The sequence below is a fragment of the Streptomyces sp. WAC 06738 genome, assembly GCF_003945505.1.
GTDB lineage: Bacteria > Actinomycetota > Actinomycetes > Streptomycetales > Streptomycetaceae > Streptomyces.
In genome coordinates, this window is record NZ_CP029618.1 from 7,226,222 (window position 1) to 7,245,590 (window position 19,369).

At 70.6% G+C, this 19,369-nt stretch carries 13 protein-coding genes; 9 read left to right on the forward strand and 4 right to left on the reverse strand.

What is annotated here, in order from left to right; all coding sequences use genetic code 11:
- Positions 1-92: 92 nt before the first annotated feature.
- From DMB38_RS31485 to DMB38_RS31505, 5 genes are all read left to right on the forward strand, one after another.
- Positions 93-1,355, forward strand: coding sequence for an extracellular solute-binding protein (locus tag DMB38_RS31485; protein WP_125937998.1), 1,263 nt, complete (start codon positions 93-95; stop codon positions 1,353-1,355).
- 160 nt (positions 1,356-1,515) lie between these two features.
- On the forward strand, positions 1,516-2,346 hold the full coding sequence (locus tag DMB38_RS31490) for a sugar ABC transporter permease (RefSeq protein ID WP_240662790.1): 831 nt from the start codon (positions 1,516-1,518) through the stop codon (positions 2,344-2,346).
- Positions 2,346-3,173 (forward strand): carbohydrate ABC transporter permease, encoded by an 828-nt coding sequence (locus tag DMB38_RS31495; protein WP_047018963.1) that lies wholly within the window; start codon positions 2,346-2,348, stop codon positions 3,171-3,173. The genes DMB38_RS31490 and DMB38_RS31495 overlap by 1 nt, the downstream gene beginning before the upstream one ends.
- 1 nt (position 3,174) lies before the next feature.
- The gene (locus DMB38_RS31500; protein ID WP_125937999.1) at positions 3,175-4,410 is read left to right on the forward strand and encodes a mandelate racemase/muconate lactonizing enzyme family protein; all 1,236 of its coding nucleotides are present in this window, start codon (positions 3,175-3,177) and stop codon (positions 4,408-4,410) included.
- A 27-nt stretch (positions 4,411-4,437) separates the two neighbouring features.
- Positions 4,438-6,450 (forward strand): right-handed parallel beta-helix repeat-containing protein, encoded by a 2,013-nt coding sequence (locus tag DMB38_RS31505; RefSeq protein WP_125938000.1) that lies wholly within the window; start codon positions 4,438-4,440, stop codon positions 6,448-6,450.
- 69 nt (positions 6,451-6,519) lie between these two features.
- Here DMB38_RS31505 and DMB38_RS31510 read toward each other — a convergent pair whose 3' ends face one another.
- The 4 genes from DMB38_RS31510 to DMB38_RS31525 form a co-directional block, all read right to left on the reverse strand.
- Entirely contained in the window at positions 6,520-8,874 is a 2,355-nt protein-coding gene (locus DMB38_RS31510; RefSeq protein WP_240662567.1) for an alpha-glucuronidase family glycosyl hydrolase, read from the reverse strand.
- Between the two features lie 91 nt (positions 8,875-8,965).
- Positions 8,966-10,600, reverse strand: coding sequence for a glycoside hydrolase 43 family protein (locus tag DMB38_RS31515; protein ID WP_125938001.1), 1,635 nt, complete (start codon positions 10,598-10,600; stop codon positions 8,966-8,968).
- Between the two features lie 30 nt (positions 10,601-10,630).
- Positions 10,631-12,277, reverse strand: coding sequence for a ricin-type beta-trefoil lectin domain protein (locus tag DMB38_RS31520; protein WP_125938002.1), 1,647 nt, complete (start codon positions 12,275-12,277; stop codon positions 10,631-10,633).
- Positions 12,278-12,425: 148 nt separating this feature from the next.
- Positions 12,426-13,394, reverse strand: coding sequence for a glycoside hydrolase family 6 protein (locus DMB38_RS31525; RefSeq protein ID WP_125938003.1), 969 nt, complete (start codon positions 13,392-13,394; stop codon positions 12,426-12,428).
- A 319-nt stretch (positions 13,395-13,713) separates the two neighbouring features.
- Here DMB38_RS31525 and DMB38_RS31530 point away from each other — a divergent pair, with 319 nt between their 5' ends.
- The 4 genes from DMB38_RS31530 (at position 13,714) to DMB38_RS31545 (ending at position 19,343) form a co-directional block, all read left to right on the forward strand.
- The gene (locus DMB38_RS31530; RefSeq protein ID WP_125938004.1) at positions 13,714-14,724 is read left to right on the forward strand and encodes a LacI family DNA-binding transcriptional regulator; all 1,011 of its coding nucleotides are present in this window, start codon (positions 13,714-13,716) and stop codon (positions 14,722-14,724) included.
- A 299-nt stretch (positions 14,725-15,023) separates the two neighbouring features.
- Positions 15,024-16,454 carry an endo-1,4-beta-xylanase gene (locus DMB38_RS31535; protein WP_125938005.1) on the forward strand — a complete coding sequence of 477 codons (1,431 nt, stop codon included), beginning with the start codon at positions 15,024-15,026 and terminating at the stop codon, positions 16,452-16,454.
- A 29-nt stretch (positions 16,455-16,483) separates the two neighbouring features.
- Complete coding sequence (locus DMB38_RS31540) at positions 16,484-17,857, forward strand: RICIN domain-containing protein (RefSeq protein WP_164716148.1); 1,374 nt, start codon at positions 16,484-16,486, stop codon at positions 17,855-17,857.
- 196 nt (positions 17,858-18,053) lie between these two features.
- Complete coding sequence (locus tag DMB38_RS31545) at positions 18,054-19,343, forward strand: histidine kinase (protein WP_125938006.1); 1,290 nt, start codon at positions 18,054-18,056, stop codon at positions 19,341-19,343.
- Positions 19,344-19,369 lie beyond the last annotated feature (26 nt).

Consider the following 19,369-nt stretch of genomic DNA (forward strand, 5'->3'; position numbering starts at 1 on the left):
ACGAGGCATTGACGTAATACGTCATACGAGTTACGTTTCCGAGCCATCGGCGATGGCCCGCCGTCTTCCGGCAGCAACGGAGAGTGATCGACATGAAGCGGCCAGCACTGTGGTCGGTCGTCCTGGTCGCCGGGCTGCTGTCCGGCTGCGGCAGCGCGGGCTCCGGCTCGTCGTCCGGCACCGCGGACGGCAGACTCGTGGTCTGGGACTGGAAGTCCGGAGAGGAGACGGCCGCCTCCTACATCGAGCAGGCGAAAGCCGACTTCGCCGCCCGGCACCCCGATGTGAAGGTCGAGTTCGTGGCCCAGCCCTTCGACCAGTACTACACCCTGCTCGGCACGGCCATTCAGGCCGGCAAGGGCCCCGACGTCATGCTCTTCAACGGCGGCGGCCAGATACGCGACCGCGCGGACGCCCTCCTTCCCCTGGACGAGTACGTCACCGGGGACAGGCAGCGGCTGGCCGGCTGGGAAGCCTTCACCGCGAAGGGCAAGACCTATGCCGCACCGGTGACGTTGCAGGGCCACCCCCTCTACTACAACAAGGCGCTCTACGAAGAGGCCGGGCTCGACCCCGATCGCCCGGCGACCACATGGAGGGAGTTCACCGACGACTGCGAAGCCATCACCGAGGCGACGGACGCCAGTTGCCTCTCCCTCGGGAACAAGGAGGGCTTCGGCATCCAGTTCTTCCTCTCCGGCCTGGGTCCCGGCGTCCTCACCCCGCGCGAGTACGACGCCTGGATCGCCGGAGACCGGGACTGGAACTCCCCGCGCGTGCGGCGGATCTTCGAACTCTGGAAGGAGGCGGGCGACGCCGGTCTCAACAACGAAGGGGCCAACTCGACCGCACTCTTCAACGACGCCTTCGCCCTCTTCCAGTCCGGCAAGGCAGCGCACGTCGTCGGGCTCATGTCGGACGTCGGGCACTGGAAGGACTTCGGCGAGTTCCTGGCCCCGGACGACATCGGCGTCATGCAGGCTCCGCGTGCCGAGGCCGGCGCCGAGCCCGTCCTGCCGTACGACGGCGGAATCGGCTACGCGGTCGCGAAGTGGACGAAGAAGCCGGCCCTGGCCGCGGACCTGGTGCGCTCCCTCACCTCGAAGGACGCGCTCCAGGCGTTCTACGCCGACGCCGGCGCGGTCGTCTCCGACACCACCGTCGACGTGTCGGACGGCGGCCCGGCCCTGTCCGCGATCACCTCGGAGATCGGCGCCGGCAAACCGGCACTGCACGTCGCGCTCTCCACCGAGACGCTGGATCTGATGGGAAGGCTCTCGCAGCAGATACTGAGCGGATCGACCGGCGTCGACGAGGCGCTGGAGCAACTGGCCGACTCCGACCGGAAGGGCTGACCTCGTGCTGCTCGGAGGCACGCAGCCGTCGGCCGGCCGGGCAGGTGCCGAGCGGACCGGCAGGACGAAGATCCCGCGGCGCGCACGCCGTGCGAGCGCGGGGGCGGGCTCTCCGCGTGCCTTCGGCCCGCAGCGCACCGAGCGCCTCGCGCCCTACGTCCTGGTGGCCCCGGCCGTCCTGGTCGTCGCGACGCTGCGGCTGTGGCCGCTGCTCCTGGGCGTGAACTACTCCTTCACCGGCGACGGCGCGCGCGACGGGACCCCGGTCGGCCTGGACAACTACGCCGAACTCTTCGACGACCCGCTCTTCCGCACCGCGTTGGAGAACGTCGGCCTGCTGGTGCTGCTGCTCCCCGTCGCGGTGGCGATCCCCGGCATGCTGGCGACCTTCATCTTCCTGCGCGTGCCGGGGCACCGGCTCTTCCGGAGCGTCTACTTCTTCCCGGCCGTCCTCTCGCCGGTGATCGTCGGCGCGATCTTCAACCTCCTCCTCGCCTTCGACGGCCCGCTCAACTCCCTTCTGAAAAGGGCCGGCATCGGTGCGGTCGACTGGCTCGGCGATCCGGACGTCGCCATGTTCACCGTCGTCGGCGTGCACGTCTGGGCGACGTTCGGGATGGCCCTGGTGGTCTTCCTCGCCGGCTTCTCCACGCTGGACACCACCCTCCTCGACGCCGCCCGCGTGGACGGTGCGTCGCTCGCCCGGGTCATCCGGCACGTCATCGTCCCCGGCCTGTCCCGCACCATCCAGTTCGTCTTCGTCACCACCATGATCGGGATGCTGACCTCCATGTTCGGCCTGCTCTACGTGATGACCAGCGGCGGGCCCGAGGGGTCGACCTACCTGCCGGAGTACTACATCTGGATCCAGCAGGGGCAGATGAACCGCCCGGCGCTCGCCTCGGCCGCCTCGACGGTCCTCTTCCTCATCATGCTCGTGGTGGGGCTGGCCCAGATCGGGCTGCTCCGCCGCGCGGGGAGGGAGAACTGATGCGCGTCCCCCGCCGGAGGCGCTGGGTGGTCGCCGTCCCGATGGCGGCTCTCGCCCTCGCGACGGTCTACCCCCTGGTGTTCACCGCCAACGTCGCCATGAAGTCCCGCCGCGACTACATCCTCGACCGGTTCTCCCCGGCGGACTCCCTGCGCTGGGAGAACATCGCCACGGCGTGGACGAGCGTCGGGCTCGGCCGGTACTTCGTCAACTCCGTCGTCGTGGTGGCCTCCGCCGTCGCGCTCCTCCTGCTGATCGGCTCGATGGCCGGATTCGCCCTGAGCCACCTGCGGTTCCGGGGGTCACGGGCGCTCTTCCTCTGCTTCCTCGCGGCGCTCTTCGTTCCGTTCCAGGTGGTCATGGTCCCGCTCGCGCAGGTCATGGCGGACACCGGCCTCATCGACACCTACCCCGGGCTGATCCTCGCCTACGTCGCGCAGTTCCTCCCCTTCTCGATCTTCCTGATGACGAGCTACTACTCCGGGATCCCGCGCGAGATCGTGGACGCCGCCCGCGTCGACGGGAACACGCTGTACGGCGTCTACCGGCGGATCATGCTGCCGATCGGCCGTCCCGCGCTGCTGTCGGTGGGCATCCTCAACGCCCTGTTCTGCTGGAACGACGTACTCATCTCCCTGCTGATGATGCCGTCCGCCGAACACCGCACGCTCATGGTGGGCGTCACCTCGCTGCGCGGACAGTACTCCGACGACATCCCCACCTTCGCCTCCGGAGTGCTGATCGCCGCCCTGCCGGTCCTCGTGATCTACCTCTTCTTCCAGCGCCAGATAGCCGACGGGATCACCGCCGGCGCCACGAAGGGCTGACATGCGGATCACCGGATATCGCACGCTGACGACCTTCCTCGACTGGGGCCGGCCCGTCGGGGACGCCAACGGCGTCCTCACCGACGGGATCACGCCGGTGCCGGTGGTCCTGGTGGACACCGACGCCGGGATCACCGGCGTCGGACTGGGGCCCCACGCGGCAGGGGAAGCCGTCTTCCCCGCGGTCGACGGCGAGGATCCCCGCTGCGTCGGCGCGCTCTACGACCGCATGCTCCGGCAGGCGTTCAAGGCCGGCCACGGCGGAACCGTCTTCGGGACCATCGGCGCGCTCGACACCGCCCTGTGGGACATCAAGGCGAAAGCGGCCGGCGAACCGCTGTGGCGCCTGCTCGGCGGACGGGACCGGCGAGTCCCCGCCTACGCGTCCGGCCTCGACATCGCCCTCGGCGACGACGACCTGGCGACGGTCTATCAGGTCTACGCCGAGCACGGTCTGCGGGCGGCCAAGCTCAAGGGCGGCCTCGACATCGAGCGGGACCGCGACCGCCTGGCCCTCGTACGGGAGGTGCTGACCAGGGCCGGGCGCGGGATGCGGCCCGCCCTGATGCTCGACGTGAACGAGAACTGGACCCGCAAGCAGGCGGTACGCCACGTCCGGGAGCTGGAGCAGACCCTGGACCTCACCTGGGTGGAGGAGCCCGTCCGGCGCTGGGACGCCGAGGGCCTGGCCGCCGTGGGACGGGGGATCCGCGCCTCGGTGGCGAGCGGGGAGAACCTCACCGGGCTCGAACAGTACCGCCCGCTTCTGGCGCAGGGCGCGGTCGACATCGTGCAGGCGGCCGCGGTCTGGGGCGTGACCCACTTCCTGCGGGTGGCCGCCCTGGCCCATGCCCACGATCTGCCGGTGAGCCCGATCGGCGGCTCTCCGATCGCCCTGCTGCACGCCGCGACGGCCGTGCCCAACCACCTCGCGAGCGAACTGCAGAACCTGCGGGAGCCCGTCGGCCTCTCCTTCGACCTGCGGGTCGAGGGCGGCGCCTTCGTCCTCGGCGACTCGGCCGGCCTGGGCGTCGAGGTCGACGAAGAAGCGATCGCGGTGGCGGTACGCCCCGAGCCCCCCGCCGCGTGCGAAGGCCCCGACGTCCGGCCCGAGTACGCCGGACGGCGACTGCTGGCCGTGGAGGACCGCGGCCGCCCCGCCACGCACCACCCCGGACTTCCCGTGCTCCCCCCGCCGCAGCACCTCGACGGGGTGCCCCACGACGCCCGGCCCTGACTCCCACCGCGAAGAAAGGACACGGCCATGCCCCCACATCGCGCACGGTACGCACGCACCAGCGCGGCGGCGGCTGCCGCGGCCCTGGCCGCCGGACTCCTCGCCGCCCTGCCCACCGAGTCCGTCGCAGCACCCCGGCAGCACACGCTCGTCGTCGCTCCCACCGGCGCTCCGCGGGCCGCCGACGACGGCCCGGGGACCGCCGGGCAGCCGTTGCGGACCCTGGAGGAGGCGCAGCGACGGGCACGGGACCTCGCCGCCCGCGGCGACGGCGACGTGAAGGTGAGCCTGCTGAAGGGAATCCACCGTCTCGGCTCCCCGCTGCGCTTCGGGGCCGCCGACTCCGGCCGTGACGGCCACACCGTGACCTGGACGGCGGCACCGGGGGCGGAAGCCGTGGTGAGCGGCGCGGAACCGGTCACGGACTGGGAACTCGACGATCCCGCGACGGGCGTCTACAAGGCCGACGTCGGCACCGGCTTCGACAGCCGGCAGCTCTACGTCGACGGCGTACCGGCACAGCGTGCGCGGACCGGGCTCTCCCGCTCCGACATCACCCTCGACGCGACGGGCTTCACCCTCGACAACCCGGACCTCGCCTACCTCGCCACGCTGCCCGACCAGCGGCGCATCGAACTCCAGGCGAAGCTCTCGTTCACCAACCGGTTCGCCCCCGTGCAGAGCATCACCGGCTCGAAGGTCGTCATGCAGCAGCCGGCCTGGGACAACAACACCTACGGGTACGACACCATCCAGTCCCCGTTCCGTACCCCCGTGTTCTCGCTGCTGAACTCCAAGCGGTTCCTCGACGAGCCCGGTGAGTGGTACCTGGACACCACCGCGGGCACCCTCTACTACAAGCCGCTCCCGGGACAGGACATTCAACGCGCGCAGGTCGAGCTGCCGCGGCTGGAATCGCTGCTGGAGGTCGGCGGCACCTATGACGAACCGGCCCGCAACCTGCGGTTCGAAGGGCTGACCTTCACCGGCACCACCTGGCTGCACCCCGGCAGCCCCAACGGTTACGCCAACCAGCAGACGGGCGCGTTCATCACGGGAGTCCAGCCCCACCGGCCGTCCGACGCCTTCACCTCGTGCGCGGTCGGCTGCCGCGGCTTCGAGGGCGCCCGCAACGACTGGGCACAGGCGCCCGGGGCGGTGCAGGTGTCGGCGGCAGAGGACATCGGCTTCGAGGACAACAGCTTCGTCAACCTCGGCTCCGTCGGCCTCGGCATCGGCAACGACGCCAACGCGCACGGCACCGGCGTGGGACTGGGCGCCAAGAACGTGTCGGTCGTCGGCAACACCTTCACCGCGAGCGCCGGCGGCGGCATCGTGGCCGGCGGGGTACGCCCGGACGCGCACCACCCGTCCGACGCGCGCATGACCAACAGCGACATCCTGATCAGGAACAACCGCATCCACTCCACGGCGCTCGAATACCTCGACCAGGACGGCATCTTCGCCAGCTACATCTCCGGACTGGCCATCGAGCACAACTACGTCTCCGACATGCCCTACACCGGCATCGGGATCGGCTACGGCTGGGGCGCCAACGATCCCGGCGGCAGCCCGGAGTACGTCAACCGCGGGCTCTACGACTTCCAGCCGGTCTACCAGACTCCCACGACGCTGCGTGACGTGCGTGTCGTGGGAAACCACGTGCGCAACGTCGTGCAGACGATGTTCGACGCCGGCTGCATCTACAGCCTCTCCGCGATTCCGGGCGGCGTCGTCGACGAGAACTACTGTGAGAACAGCGGGCAACTCGGCCTCTACTTCGACGAGGGCTCCCGCTATCTCAGCGGCAGCCGCAACGTCTTCGTCCGCAGCGCCGGGCAGTGGGCGCACGCCAACAACCAGAACGGCAACCGCACCGGCGACCTCACCCTGGTCGGCAACTACACGACCAACCCCGCCATCACCGGCATCGTCGACGGCCAGCGCGGCAACGTCGCCCGCGACAACGTCACCTTCGACGTGGGCGACATCCCCGCCGGGGCCCGCGAAGTGATCTCCCGCGCGGGCCCGACCGGCTAGCGGACAGGCGGGCACGGGCACCGCGGCCGGCGGTGCCCGTGCCGGCGGCCGGGCGCGGTTCGGTCCTGTTCAGTCCGGTACGCGGACGTCTCTGCCGCTGAACCGCTGCCAGTAGCTCACGCACGTGTCCCGCCAGTCGGCCGCGTCCGTCTCGTGGAGCGCCAGCTTCGCCCTGACCTCGGCGAACCGTCGGGCGTCGAGCCAGGGTTCCAGCGAGTCCCAGGTGCGGCGCATGCCGCTGACGTACCGGACACCCGAGTAGTAGTGGTGGACGAGTTCGTCCCAGAAGATCCTGCCGCTGCTCATGGGGCGGTCCCAGGGCACGTGATGGAACCACATCATGAGGTTCTCGGGGACGGTGTCGATGTCCGAGTAGGCCGCTTCCAGGGTGGGGGAGTACTGGGCGGTGAAGTTGCTTCCGGTGGGGGAGCGGTCGTAGCCGAGGCCGGCGCTGTCCGCCTTGTTGTAGTAGACGGGGTTCCAGTCCTCGCGCGGGAGGTGTGATTCCGAGGGGCCGGGGCCGTAGTGGACGTCGGCGGTGAACTGGTGGGCGATCCCGAGGGGGGTCTGGTAGCTCACCAGCGCTTCCCAGGAGCCCATCATCATGGAGACGATCGCGTCGACGACCTTCCGGTCGGTGCTCCAGGTCATCCGCACCCAGTCGGCGGCGATGTCCGCCGAGTCCGCGGTCCAGTCCCAGGACTGGCGGCCGAAGGCGTACAGGTTCGCCTGGGAGAAGTGGTGTCCGGTCAGGTTGTCCGCGTTGCCCAGGTTGGCCACGCCGACGACGGCGGTGTCCGAGTGGCCCTGGGCCGTTCCGTCCACGACGTGGCCGACCAGGCGCCTGTCGAGGGGCCGGCCCCGCGCGTCCGTGGCGTGGGTGTCGGTCTTGAGGATCTCCTCCCACATGGGCGCAAGGAAACAGAGCATCCGGTTCTGGCCGGTGTACTCCTGGGTGATCTGGAGTTCGAGGGCCTGGTTGGTGTTCTCCATCCGGCCGAACATCGGGTGGACGGGCTCCCTGGCCTGGAAGTCCAGGGGGCCGTTCTTGGTCTGGAGGAACACGTTGTCCAGGAAGCGGCCGGTGGTTCCGTCGGGCTGGGCCTCGTCGTCGATGTGGCCGAACTCCAGGTAGGCGCGCTTCAGCCGGTCGCTGTCGACGTCGGGGTTGTAGACGAAGGTCCGCCAGTAGATCTTCAGGCCGAGAGGTGCCACGGCGGTCGCCATGCCGTTGGCGCCGTCTCCGTGGTCGTAGCCGAAGTCCTGGGGGCCCGGCTGGCCCTCGGAGTTGGCCTTCACGGTGAAACCGAGGAAGTCGGGTATGGATTCCTGGATCCGCCGGGCCCTCCGCGTCCACCAGGCCCGGAAGTCGGGGTCCGTGGGCGCCATCTGCTCCTCGGTGAGGGTGTCCGGTGCGAAGCGGCCGTCCAGGGGCGCCGCGTACCGGATGGAGAGGGCGAGCCTGATCCCGTACGGCCGCAGCGCGTCGGCCAGCGCGGCTTCCTGGGCGATGTACGCGGGGGTGAGGTAGCGGTTGTCGGCGTTGACGTTGTTGATGGTGATCCCGTTGATCCCGACGGAGGCCATCGCCCGCGCCGCCACGAGGTAGCGGTCGAGGACGACCGGCAGGTTCAGCGGGGCACTGGCACCGGTCGCGGCGAAGTTGAAGATCGCGCCGTTCTCGCCGCGCAGCCCGCCCGTGCCCGCCTCGTCGTTGCCGGCGTAGAGGCGCTCGGTGTCCCAGTAGTTCAGGTGGCGGTTGGCGACCCTCGGGGTCTCGGTGAGCGCCAGGTCCGTGATCGGCTCGTGCGTCTGGATGCGCCGCAGGAAGGCGAACGTGCCGTACAGCGCGCCCACTTCCGTGGTGCCCGCGATGAGGGTGAACGCCCGGCGCCCCTGCGAGACCGACCTGATGACGAAGCCGTCCCGGCCCGCGCGCTCCAGCTCGCCTGCCGGCAGGAACCGGCGCACGGCCCGTGAACTCTCCGGGGTCCCCACGACGACGGCGCCGTCGGGTGGGACGTCCCCGGGTCGCGGGAGTGCCCGCACCGGCCGGTCCAGCAGCCCGCTCAGGCCCCTGACCAGCTCCTCCCTGGCCGCCTCCAGGGTCGAGGCCATCAGCCGCTCGGCCGATCCCGGCGCCATGCTCAGGTCCGGTGTGTGGCGGTACGAAGCGTTCCGGTCGGCGTTCTCCACGACGACGGCGGTCACTTGCCGCCGGTACTGCCCGAGCAGGTGCGGATCGCGGACGGGCACGTAGCGCAGCCACATGTCGGAGCCGTCGTACTCGTCGTCCCGCGCCCCGGCGGGAAGGCCGAACGGCGCGCCCTCCGTGTCCAGTGCCGCCGCGGGTCCGCCCGCGTTCGCTCCCAGGGCCGCGCCCGCCGCGACCGCACCCATGAACGACCGTCGATTCATTGACATGAACCTGTCTTATCAAATCCCTCCCCGCTTGTCAGTCCCAGGAACACTGGTCACGTCCGTGAACCACCTTGCGGTCGTCTCCGCGCCTCGGTCACGGGGTCGCCAGGTCGAATCGCGCCACCCGCACGCTGCCTCCGAGTGCCCGGGTGGCGTGGTTGAAGACGGCGTACCGGTAGCCCATGAAGAACTGCCAGGCGTTGTTGAGCGTGAACGCGGGCCCGAGCGGGCTGAAGCCGCCGCCGTCGGTGCTGTACGAGAACTGGGCCTGCCGTCCGCTCCCGGGCCGGATGTCGGCGCGGGCGCGCAGCCATATCCGGCTGCCCGTGAAGCCCGCGCTCGCGCGCTCGGTGCCCCTGCCGGTGGTGTTCCAGTTGCCGTCCATGGTCAGGCCGTCGACCATCACCACGCGCGTCGTGCCGCCCTCGCGCTTGAGGCCGATCCAGGCGGAGGAGTCGCGCAGTATGGCCAGACCCGCCCGGTCGCCGTCGGCCATCTGGGAGCAGTCGAGCTCGATCGTGGCGGTGGAGGTGGGTCCCTGGATGCGATGGGTCAGGGTGTTGCGGGCGGCATACAGGTCGTCGGTCACCGTCGCGGTGCGCAGGGTCAGCCCGTTGCCCACGGAGAATCTGCCGGTGTCGGGGTTGTGGTTCCACTCCCACTGCGGGCCCAGCCGGGTGCCCTGGAAGGTGTCCGTGCCGGTCATCGGTGCGACGGGGCGCAGGGGCAGCGGTGCGGTGTACGACTGCCCCCAGGCACCGTTCACGAGTTGCAGCACGGGCCAGCCGTCCCCGGTCCACGTGATCGGGGCGAGCGCCGGGACCCGGCCGCCGGGGTACGCGTCGACGAAGGCCATGTAGTGCCACTGTCCGCCCGGAGTGCTCACCAGGCCGCCCTGGTGCGGCACTCCGCCGCCCGCGATCGGCCCGGGCAGGTTGAGGAGCAACTGCCGCATCTCGTACGGGCCGAAGGGGCCGGAGGTGGACTTCAGGATGTACTGGCCGTTGGCCGGGCGGGTGAGGAAGATGTAGTACTTCCCGTTGATCTTGTAGAAGCGGGCTCCTTCCAGGGTGCCGACGCTCTGCGGGGTGCTGAACACCTGCTGGGAGCGGACCTGGGTGCGCGCGTCCGGCGAGAGCTGGGCGACGTGGATGGCGGTGTTGCCGTAGGCCACGTAGGGCGTGTCGTCATCGTCGAACAGCAGCCCCGCGTCGTAGTAGACGTTGCCGAGCGAGGCGTGTCTGGTCCACGGACCTTCGACGGACGCGGCGGTGTAGAGGTAGGTGCGGGCGAAATCGATCTGGCCCACCCAGTAGAACGTGCGGCTGCTCGGGCGGTAGCCCAGGGAGGAGGCCCAGATGCCGCGGACGTAGCCGCGGCCGCCGTTCAGGTCGTACTTGCTCCCGAAGTCCAGCACCGGCACCGAGTGGCCGGCGAACTCCCAGTTGACCAGGTCGTAGGAGCGCAGGATGGGCGCGCCCGGCGAATAGTGCATCGTCGAGGCGGAGTAGTAGTAGGTGTCGCCGACGCGGATGATGTCGATGTCCGCGAAGTCCTGCCAGAGGACGGGGTTCGTGTACGTCGCCAGCGCGGCGTTCGCCGCGGCGGGGGATGCCGCGGCCGGCCGGGCATGGGCGGGGTGTGCGAGGGGCAGCGCGGTCGCGGCGGCCAGGCCGGTGGCGGCCGTCAGTACGCTCCGGCGGCTCCAGGGGCGCAGTGGTTCGGACATGGGGGGTCGGCCTCCTCGGTCGTATCGGGGTCAGCTACGGGTCCACCGCTGGTGGGCCTGGCCGCCGCAGGCACCCAGGACCAGCCGCGAGCCGTTCGCGGTGGCCGCACCGCTCGTCTCCAGGCACAGTCCGGCGTGCACGTTGCGGATCGAACCGTCGGCGGCGAAGCTCCACTTCTGGTTGTCCTGGCCGTTGCAGGTCCAGGTGATCACCCGGGTGCCGTTGGCGGTCCCCTGGTTCTCGGCGTCCAGGCACTTGTCGCCGAAGACGCGGATCTCTCCGCCGGCCCACGTCGTCCAGAGCTGGTTGGCGGCGGTGTGGCAGTCCCAGATCACGACGGCGGCGCCCGCGGCCGTGGCGGCGTTCTCCACATCGAGGCAGCGGCCGGAACCGTTGCCGCGGATCCGGGAGGTCTCGGCGGCGAGCGGCGCGCCCCCGGTGACCCGGAAGGCCGTCACGCCGTGCGCCGGTACGCTCGCGCTGATCTGGCCGCTCGTGCTCGACGTGGCACCGGTCCACAGGTCGGTGAGCGTGAACGCCCCGCCGGCCAGGCCGATCTGTGCGGCCGAGGCGGTGACGGTGGCGGTGCTGCTGCCGCGGTTGAAGAGCCCGACGGCGACCGAGCCGTCGGACAAGGGCTTGGCGAACACCTCGGTGGCGCCGTCGTCGCGGACCCGCCGTCCGCCGGCGCCCAGGGGGTCCTGGTTCACCGCCAGCAGCCGCTGGTTGCGTAACACCGCGCTGACGTCGGCGGACATGGTGCGGATGTCGTTGCCCGCCATCAACGGCGCGGCCATCAGCGCCCAGAGGGTGAAATGCGACCGCGACTCGGTCAGCGACAGCCCCGGCCTGCCCACGACCAGCATGTCCGGATCGTTCCAGTGGCCCGGGCCGGCCTGGGCGGCGAGCGGGGCGTTGACGTCGACGACGTTGCCGACGCCCATCGGGTAGCTGTTGACGTTGCCGTTCTGCCAGATGTCGAGCAGGTCCTCGGTGGTGCGCCACAGGTCGGCGACCTCGCCCCAGTTGTACGTGGAGCCGGTGATCGCGTGGAAGCTGTTCGGGTTGATGCTGTAGACGATGGGCCTGCCGGTGTTCCGCAGGGCGTCGCGCATGAGGGAGAACCGGGCGACCTGCTCGTCGCGCGTGCCCGCGGGCGAGCACCAGTCGTACTTGAGGTAGTCCACGCCCCAGGAGGCGAAGGTACGGGCGTCCTGCACCTCGTGCCCCATGCTGCCGGTCGAGCCGGGGAACGTGCCGACGCGCTGCGCACAGGTGCGCTCGGTGGGCACCTGGTAGAGGCCGAACTTCAGGCCGCGGCTGTGGATGTAGTCGCCGAGCGCCTTCATCCCGCTGGGAAACTTCGTGGGGTGGGCGCGCAGGTTGCCCTGCGCGTCACGCTGCGGGTCGAACCAGCAGTCGTCGACCACCACGTACTCGTAGCCCGCGTCCCGCATGCCCGAGCTGACCATGGCGTCCGCCGCCTGGCGCACCATGTCCTCGGTGACGCCGCAGCCGAAGCTGTTCCAGCTGTTCCAGCCCAGCGGCGGGGTGACGGCCGGGCTGCCGGGTGCGGCCTGCGCCACCGGCTGGTGGGGCGCGGCGACGGAGAGCGCCAGCACCGCGGCCGCCACCGCGAGCAGGCGGGCCAGTCGCCTTCGTGATCGGGTGAGCATTGCGGCTCCTTTCGGCGCACCCGTCCCGCGGGAGTCCCGCTCGCCGCGGGACGGGCGGTCGCCTGTGGCTGTCCGGTGTGCGGCGGATGGTGTCGGCCCGGGCATGCGGGCCCGTGCACGGACCGGGCGGCTTGCCCGGTGCCCGGCCTCAGTAGCCGTAGATCATCTTGTAGGCGACCTCGGGCAGGAACTGCCCGGCGGTGGAGCCTCCTCCGACACCGCAGTTGCCGTCGGACTCTCCCGGGGTCTTGACCCACAGGAGCATCTCGGCGCCGCCTCCCTGCTGGGTGGGCGTGCCGATCTTGCGCCCGCCGGGGTTGCACCACTCGCCGTTCGAGCCGTTGCCGTTGCGGCTGGTGTCCACGACGAACGGCTTGCTGTAGCCGTAGCGCTGGCCCAGTGCCTGGTTGACGCCGCCGGCGTAGGACACGTTCTCGGAGGTGGTGAAGTAGTTCGAGACGTTGAGGGAGAAGCCCCTGGCGAGGCTCAGCCCCGAGGAGTGCAGACGCTGGGCCATGGTCGAGGCGTCGACCCAGCGGGGGTTGCCCGCGTCGAGATAGACCCAGGCGTTCGGCGCGCTGGACCGGAACCGCGAGAGGGCGTTGGTGAGCATGTTCTGCCGCTCGGCGATCTGCGCCTGGGACATGCAGCTGTAGTCGCCGAGGGCGTCGGGCTCCAGGACGACGACCGCCGGACGGCTGCCGATACCGCGGGCGAAGGAGTCGATCCACCTGGCGTACTCGGACGGCGACGAGGCTCCACCGCCCGAGTGCCCGCCGCAGGCGTCACGGCCGTACATGTTGTACGCGACGAGGAGCGGCAGCTTGTCGGCAGCCTGGGCGGCCCCGGTGTAGGACCCCACGGCGGAGCCGATGTCGCCGCTCCAGGAACCGAACCAACGGGCCATGGGGGTACCGGCGATGGAGCTGCGGATCGCGGCGGCCCGGCCGTCTCCGGGGTTGGCGGCCGCCCAGACCGCGGGGCTGGAGTTCGGGTCGACGTAGAAGCCGCTGGTCATGGCGAGCGGGGTGGGCGCCGCCTGCGCGGATGGAGACGACGCCAGGAAGAGCGGCAGAGCGAGGAGCGCCGCTACCGCCCCGCGTATGAGTTTGCGCATCGGTGAACCTCATTCATGAAGGGGAACGCCGCGAGGCTCTCGTCCTGAGCCCGCGGCATGACGGTGCGACGATGTCGGGCTGCCGCACTCCGAGCACGAGTGGCGCACGGGAGCGCCGGTCTTGGGAGCGCTCCCATTTTGTGGCAGAGATTCGCGAGTGCTACCGGTCATCGTGTGGGTGCTGATGGGAACCTGTCAAGAGTTGGCGCGCGGCCACTCTTCACCGGAGGGCGGGCAGTCGTTAGGGTCCCAGGACTGGAAGCGCTCCCGGCGTATGGGGGACGTCCTCGCAACCACGCTCGGAGAGGCCCCGGGATTCATGACAGACGTGCCGCGCCGGCAGCCCACGCTCGACGAAGTGGCCGAGCGCGCCGGCGTCTCCCGCTCGGCGGCCTCCCGGGTGCTCAACAACGCGCCCCACGTCAGCCCGGCGAAGCGTGCGGCGGTCCTGCGGGCCATCAGGGAACTCGACTACGTGCCGAACACGACGGCGCGGGCGCTGGCCACCCGCCAGAGAGGCGCGGTCGCTCTCGTCATCTCGGGCGAGGCTCCGTCGATCTTCGCGGACCCGTTCTTCGCGAAGGTGATCGTCGGCGCCTCCGGCGCCCTGGAGGGGGCCGACCTGCACCTGATGCTGTGCCTCGCGGCAAGTGAGCGCAGCCGGCGGCGGCTCGCGGAACTCCTGCGCGCCCGGGGGGTCGACGGCGCCATGTTCATGGCCGTCCGGGAGAACGACCCCGTGCTCCACCTCGCCCGGGAGGCGGAGGTCCCCGTCGTCTTCGGCGGGCGCCCGGCGGGATTCGATCCGCCGTGGTACGTGGACGTCGACAACGCCGGTGGCGCCCGCCAGGCCACGGAGCACCTGCTCGCCCGCGGCCGGCGGCGGGTGGGCATGATTTGCGGGCTGCCGGACACCGAGGCGAGCCGTGCGCGTCACCGCGGCTACCGGGAGGCCATGATCCTCGCGGGGCTGCGGCCTCTCCCGCCGGAGTACGGGGACTTCACCGAACCCAGCGGCGCCGCCGCCATGGCAATGCTGCTGAATCGGCAGCCGGAGCTGGACGGGGTGTTCGCCGCCAACGACAACATGGCGGTCGGCGCGCTGCGCACGCTGCGCGGCTCGGGCCGTGCGGTGCCCACCGACGTCGCGGTCGTGGGATTCGACGACCTGGACATCGCACGGATCGCCGAACCGTCGCTGACCACGGTCCACCAGCCCATCGAAGCCCTGGGCAACGAGATGGCGCGCATGCTCGCCGGGCTCATCGCGGGCGAGGACCCCAGCTCCCTGATCCTCCCCACCCACCTCGTCGCACGCTCCAGCACGTGAACGGCGCGGGCCGTTCGAAATTTTCGAGCTGTTAACGGAAACTTTTTCTGCGAAGAGTGTTGACGACCCACGCCCACCCCTCAATCATCCTCGTCTGAGGGGCTGACCATAGTTCGAGATTTCGAACCGACAGATTCCCCCGTACTGCGGCACGACAGATCCGCGCACCACAGCACCAGTGCCACCCCGTTTCATCCCGGTGAGGTACGCACGAGTGCGTCGTGGCTCTTCGCACCGTCGGAGAGGTACGCGACGCCGCGTGGCGGCCTCCCGGCCTCTTCTACCTTGGAGGCACAGTCATGGGCTCGTATGCCCTTCCCAGACCCGTCGTTCGCCGGAAGCTTCGCGGTGTGCTGCTGGCGTTGGTCGTCTGCGTCCTCGGCGCGGTCGGCACGCTGGCCGCGCCGCCGCCCGCGCACGCCGCGGAGAGCACGCTCGGCGCCGCGGCGGCGCAGAGCGGCCGCTACTTCGGCACCGCCATCGCCTCGGGCAGGCTGGGCGACTCGGCGTATACGTCGATCGCGAGCCGCGAGTTCAACTCGGTGACGGCCGAGAACGAGATGAAGATCGACGCCACCGAGCCGCAGCGGGGCCAGTTCAACTTCAGCGCGGGTGACCGCGTCTACAACTGGGCGGTGCAGAACGGCAAGCAGGTGCGCGGCCACACCCTGGCCTGGCACGCCCAGCAGCCCGGCTGGATGCAGAGCCTCAGCGGCAGCACGCTGCGCCAGGCCATGATCGACCACATCAACGGCGTGATGAGCCACTACAAGGGCAAGATCACCCAGTGGGACGTCGTGAACGAGGCGTTCGCCGACGGCAACTCGGGCGGGCGGCGCGACTCCAACCTCCAGCGCACCGGCAACGACTGGATCGAGGTCGCCTTCCGCACCGCGCGCGCCGCCGACCCGGCCGCCAAGCTCTGCTACAACGACTACAACATCGAGAACTGGACCTGGGCCAAGACCCAGGCCGTGTACGCCATGGTGCGGGACTTCAAGCAGCGCGGCGTGCCGATCGACTGCGTCGGCTTCCAGTCGCACTTCAACAGCGGCAGCCCGTACAACAGCAACTTCCGCACCACCCTGCAGAGCTTCGCCGCCCTCGGCGTCGACGTGGCCATCACCGAACTCGACATCCAGGGCGCCTCGCCCACGACGTACGCCAACGTGACCAACGACTGCCTGGCCGTCCCGCGCTGCCTGGGCATCACCGTCTGGGGTGTGCGCGACACCGACTCCTGGCGGGCGCAGGACACGCCGCTGCTCTTCAACGGCGACGGCAGCAAGAAGCCGGCCTACACCGCCGTCCTCAACGCGCTCAACGGCGGCTCCACCACACCGCCGGGGGATTCCGGACAGATCAGGGGCGTCGCGTCCGGCCGCTGCCTCGACGTGCCGAACGCCAGCACGTCCGACGGCACCCAGGTCCACCTGTGGGACTGCCACGGCGGCACCAATCAGCAGTGGGCCGCCACCGACGCCGGCGAGCTGCGGGTCTACGGCAACAAGTGCCTGGACGCGGCCGGCACCGGCAACGGCGCCAGAGTCCAGATCTATAGCTGCTGGGGCGGCGACAACCAGAAATGGCGCCTCAACTCCGACGGATCCATCGTCGGCGTCCAGTCCGGCCTCTGCCTCGACGCCACCGGAGCCGGCACCGCCAACGGCACCCTGATCCAGCTCTATTCCTGCTCGAACGGGAACAACCAGCGCTGGACCCGCACCTGAGCGGATCTGTCGAACGAAAGGGTGAATCGATGACGACCTACGGTGCGGCTTCCTCCGCCCCTCCACGAAGACAACGCTGGTGGTCCCGGATCGCCGCCGTGGTGGCGGCGGCCCTCGCGATCGGCATGCTCGCCGTGGTGAATCCGGCGCCCGCCGCGGCGGCGACGGTGGACACCAACGCCTGGTACGTCCTGGTCAATCGCACCAGCGGCAAGGCGCTCGACGTCTCCGAGGTGTCCACCGCCGACGGCGCGCGGGTCAGCCAGTGGACGCGCCACGACGGGGCCAACCAGCAGTGGCAGTTCGTGGACTCCGGCGGCGGCTTCTACCGGCTCAAGGCCCGGCACTCCGGGAAGGTCCTCGACGTGTCCGGCGCCTCGACCGCCGACGGTGCCGCGATCCAGCAGTGGGCCGACCACAACGGCACCAACCAGCAGTTCCGCCTGGCCGACTCCGATGCGGGCCACGTCCGGCTCATCAACCGCAACAGCGGCAAGGCGGTGGAGGTGCAGAACGGCTCCACCGCCGACGGCGCCAACGTCGTGCAGTACGCCGACTGGGGCGGTGCCAACCAGCAATGGCAGATGGTCAAGCTGTCGTCCGATGGCGGCGGTGGCGGATGCGGCAGCCCTCCGACCCTGACGAGCGGTACGCACACGATTCAAAGCGGTGGCCAGAGCCGCAGCTTCATCCTCAGGGTCCCCGCCAACTACGACAACAGCCGCCCCTACCGGCTGATCTTCGCGTTCCACTGGCGGGGCGGAACCGCCGGCGAGGTCGCCTCGGGCGGAACGAGCGGGACCGCCTGGTCCTACTACGGCCAGCAGGAACAGTCGAACAACAGCGCCATCCTCGTCGCCCCCCAGGGCCTCGGAAACGGCTGGGCCAATTCGGGCGGTGAGGACGTCACCTTCGTCGACGACATGATCCGTGTCATCGAGGGCGACCTCTGTGTCAACACGGCACAGCGATTCGCCACCGGATTCAGCTGGGGCGGCGGCATGAGCTACGCGCTCGCCTGCAGCCGGGCGAACGTCTTCCGGGCCGTCGCGGTCATCTCCGGCGCCCAGATCAGCGGATGCAGCGGCGGCACCCAGCCCATCGCCTACTTCGGAATCCACGGCATCAGCGACTCCGTCCTCAACATCGCGCAAGGACGGTCCCTGCGCGACAAATTCGTCAGCAACAACGGCTGCACCTCCCAGAGTCCGCGTGAGCCCGCGCCGGGCAGCCGGACGCACATCACCACCACCTACTCGGGCTGCCGTGCCGGGTACCCGGTCCAATGGGCCGCGTTCGACGGCGGCCACATCCCCGGTCCGGTCGACGGCTCCCCCAACGAAAGCGGCGTCACCACCTGGACCAAGGCAGAGATCTGGAGGTTCTTCGCACAGTTCCAGTGACACGTACGCACAACGGAGTGGAGCCGGGACGATCCCCGGCTCCGCTCCGCCGGCGTCCGTCCCGGCCGCGTCCGCGCCGGAGGGTTTCGGATGCGACCAGAGATGTACGGGCCGCCCGCGTACAGTCGGCGATGCACGCGGTGAACACGACTGTGACCTGACGAACCGGCCGCCTCCCCGTGAGTAGCCTGAGGCCGTGTCCGGCAACGTTCCAGCACGGCAGGTCCAGCGAATTCTCACCAGGCGCCCGCACCCTCTGGTCCTCCTCGACTGCGCGCTCGCCGTCCTGCTCTGCGTCGGCCTGCTCTGGGCCGACTCCCGCAGCGGCGCCCACCACGCCGCCGGCGGCGTGCACGCGCTGCGGACCGCCGGCACCGTCTTCGCCGCCCTCGCCGTCGCCGCCCGCCGGCTCCGCCCGCGCTCGTCGTTCGCCGTGGCGTCGCTCCTCGCCTTCGCGGTCGCCGCGCTCGGCGGGGCACCGCAGGTGTCGGTCTGCGTCGCCCTCACCGGGTACACCATCGCGGCGACGACGGAGTACGCGTTCTGGTGGGTTCCCCCCGGTGCCGCCGGCCTGCTGATGGCCGCCGGGGTCGGCATCGGGCGTTTCTCCCCGGGCTGGCCGGCCGTGCTCGTCGCCAACGTCGCGATCGTCTGCGCCGGCTGGTTCGCCGGCCTCGCCGTCCGGGAGCGCCGGAAGAGGATCGCCGCCGCCGCGGAGCAAGAGGCCGAACGCGAACGGCAGCACGCCGCCCGCATCCGCCAGGCCGCCATCGACGAACGCCTGGTCATCGCCCGCGAACTGCACGACATCGTCGCGCACTCGATGAGCCTCATCGCGGTACGCGCCGGTGTCGCGCGCATGGTCATGGAGAGCGATCCGGGCCAGGTGGCGGAGACCCTCGGGATCGTCGAGACCACCACCCGGCAGGCCCTCCACGAGATGCGGCTCCTCGTCGAGGTCCTGCGCCACGAGGACGCCGTCGACCCCGCGCTCACTCCCACCCCCGGGCTGGCCGACACGGCCGCGCTGGCCGGCCAGATCCGCAGCGCCGGCGTCGACCTGCGCCTCGACGTCCGCGGCACGGCCCGCCGGCTTCCGGCCGCGGTGGACCTGTCGGCGTACCGCATCGCCCAGGAGGCGCTCACCAACGTCGTACGCCACGCCGGGCCGACCCGGGCCACCCTCCGCATCGAGTACCGCACCGAGGAGGTGGTCATCGAGGTCACCGACAGCGGCCCCTTCGGACCGCACCGCCGGGAGGACTCCGTCCTCCGCTCCGCCGCGGAACCTGCCGCCACGGCCGGTCACGGGCTGATCGGCATGCGCGAGCGGGCGGCCCTCTTCGGCGGCTACCTGCACGCCGGACCCCACGGCGACGGCTTCCGGGTCCAGGCACTGCTGCGTACGGACGAAGCCGGCCCTCCGGCCACCGCCACGACGCCCGACGAGCCCGCGCCACCCGAGCCCTCGACCACGCCTCCGTGACCTGCACGGACAGGACCGGGGGCCGG

Coding starts and splice junctions, on each gene's coding strand:
- DMB38_RS31510 (WP_240662567.1), bottom strand. CDS start 8,874: ATGTCAATGAATCGACGGTCGTTCATGGGTGCGGTCGCGGCGGGCGCG.
- DMB38_RS31495 (WP_047018963.1), top strand. CDS start 2,346: ATGCGCGTCCCCCGCCGGAGGCGCTGGGTGGTCGCCGTCCCGATGGCG.
- DMB38_RS31540 (WP_164716148.1), top strand. CDS start 16,484: ATGACGACCTACGGTGCGGCTTCCTCCGCCCCTCCACGAAGACAACGC.
- DMB38_RS31535 (WP_125938005.1), top strand. CDS start 15,024: ATGGGCTCGTATGCCCTTCCCAGACCCGTCGTTCGCCGGAAGCTTCGC.
- DMB38_RS31520 (WP_125938002.1), bottom strand. CDS start 12,277: ATGCTCACCCGATCACGAAGGCGACTGGCCCGCCTGCTCGCGGTGGCG.
- DMB38_RS31485 (WP_125937998.1), top strand. CDS start 93: ATGAAGCGGCCAGCACTGTGGTCGGTCGTCCTGGTCGCCGGGCTGCTG.
- DMB38_RS31530 (WP_125938004.1), top strand. CDS start 13,714: ATGACAGACGTGCCGCGCCGGCAGCCCACGCTCGACGAAGTGGCCGAG.
- DMB38_RS31525 (WP_125938003.1), bottom strand. CDS start 13,394: ATGCGCAAACTCATACGCGGGGCGGTAGCGGCGCTCCTCGCTCTGCCG.
- DMB38_RS31505 (WP_125938000.1), top strand. CDS start 4,438: ATGCCCCCACATCGCGCACGGTACGCACGCACCAGCGCGGCGGCGGCT.
- DMB38_RS31515 (WP_125938001.1), bottom strand. CDS start 10,600: ATGTCCGAACCACTGCGCCCCTGGAGCCGCCGGAGCGTACTGACGGCC.
- DMB38_RS31500 (WP_125937999.1), top strand. CDS start 3,175: ATGCGGATCACCGGATATCGCACGCTGACGACCTTCCTCGACTGGGGC.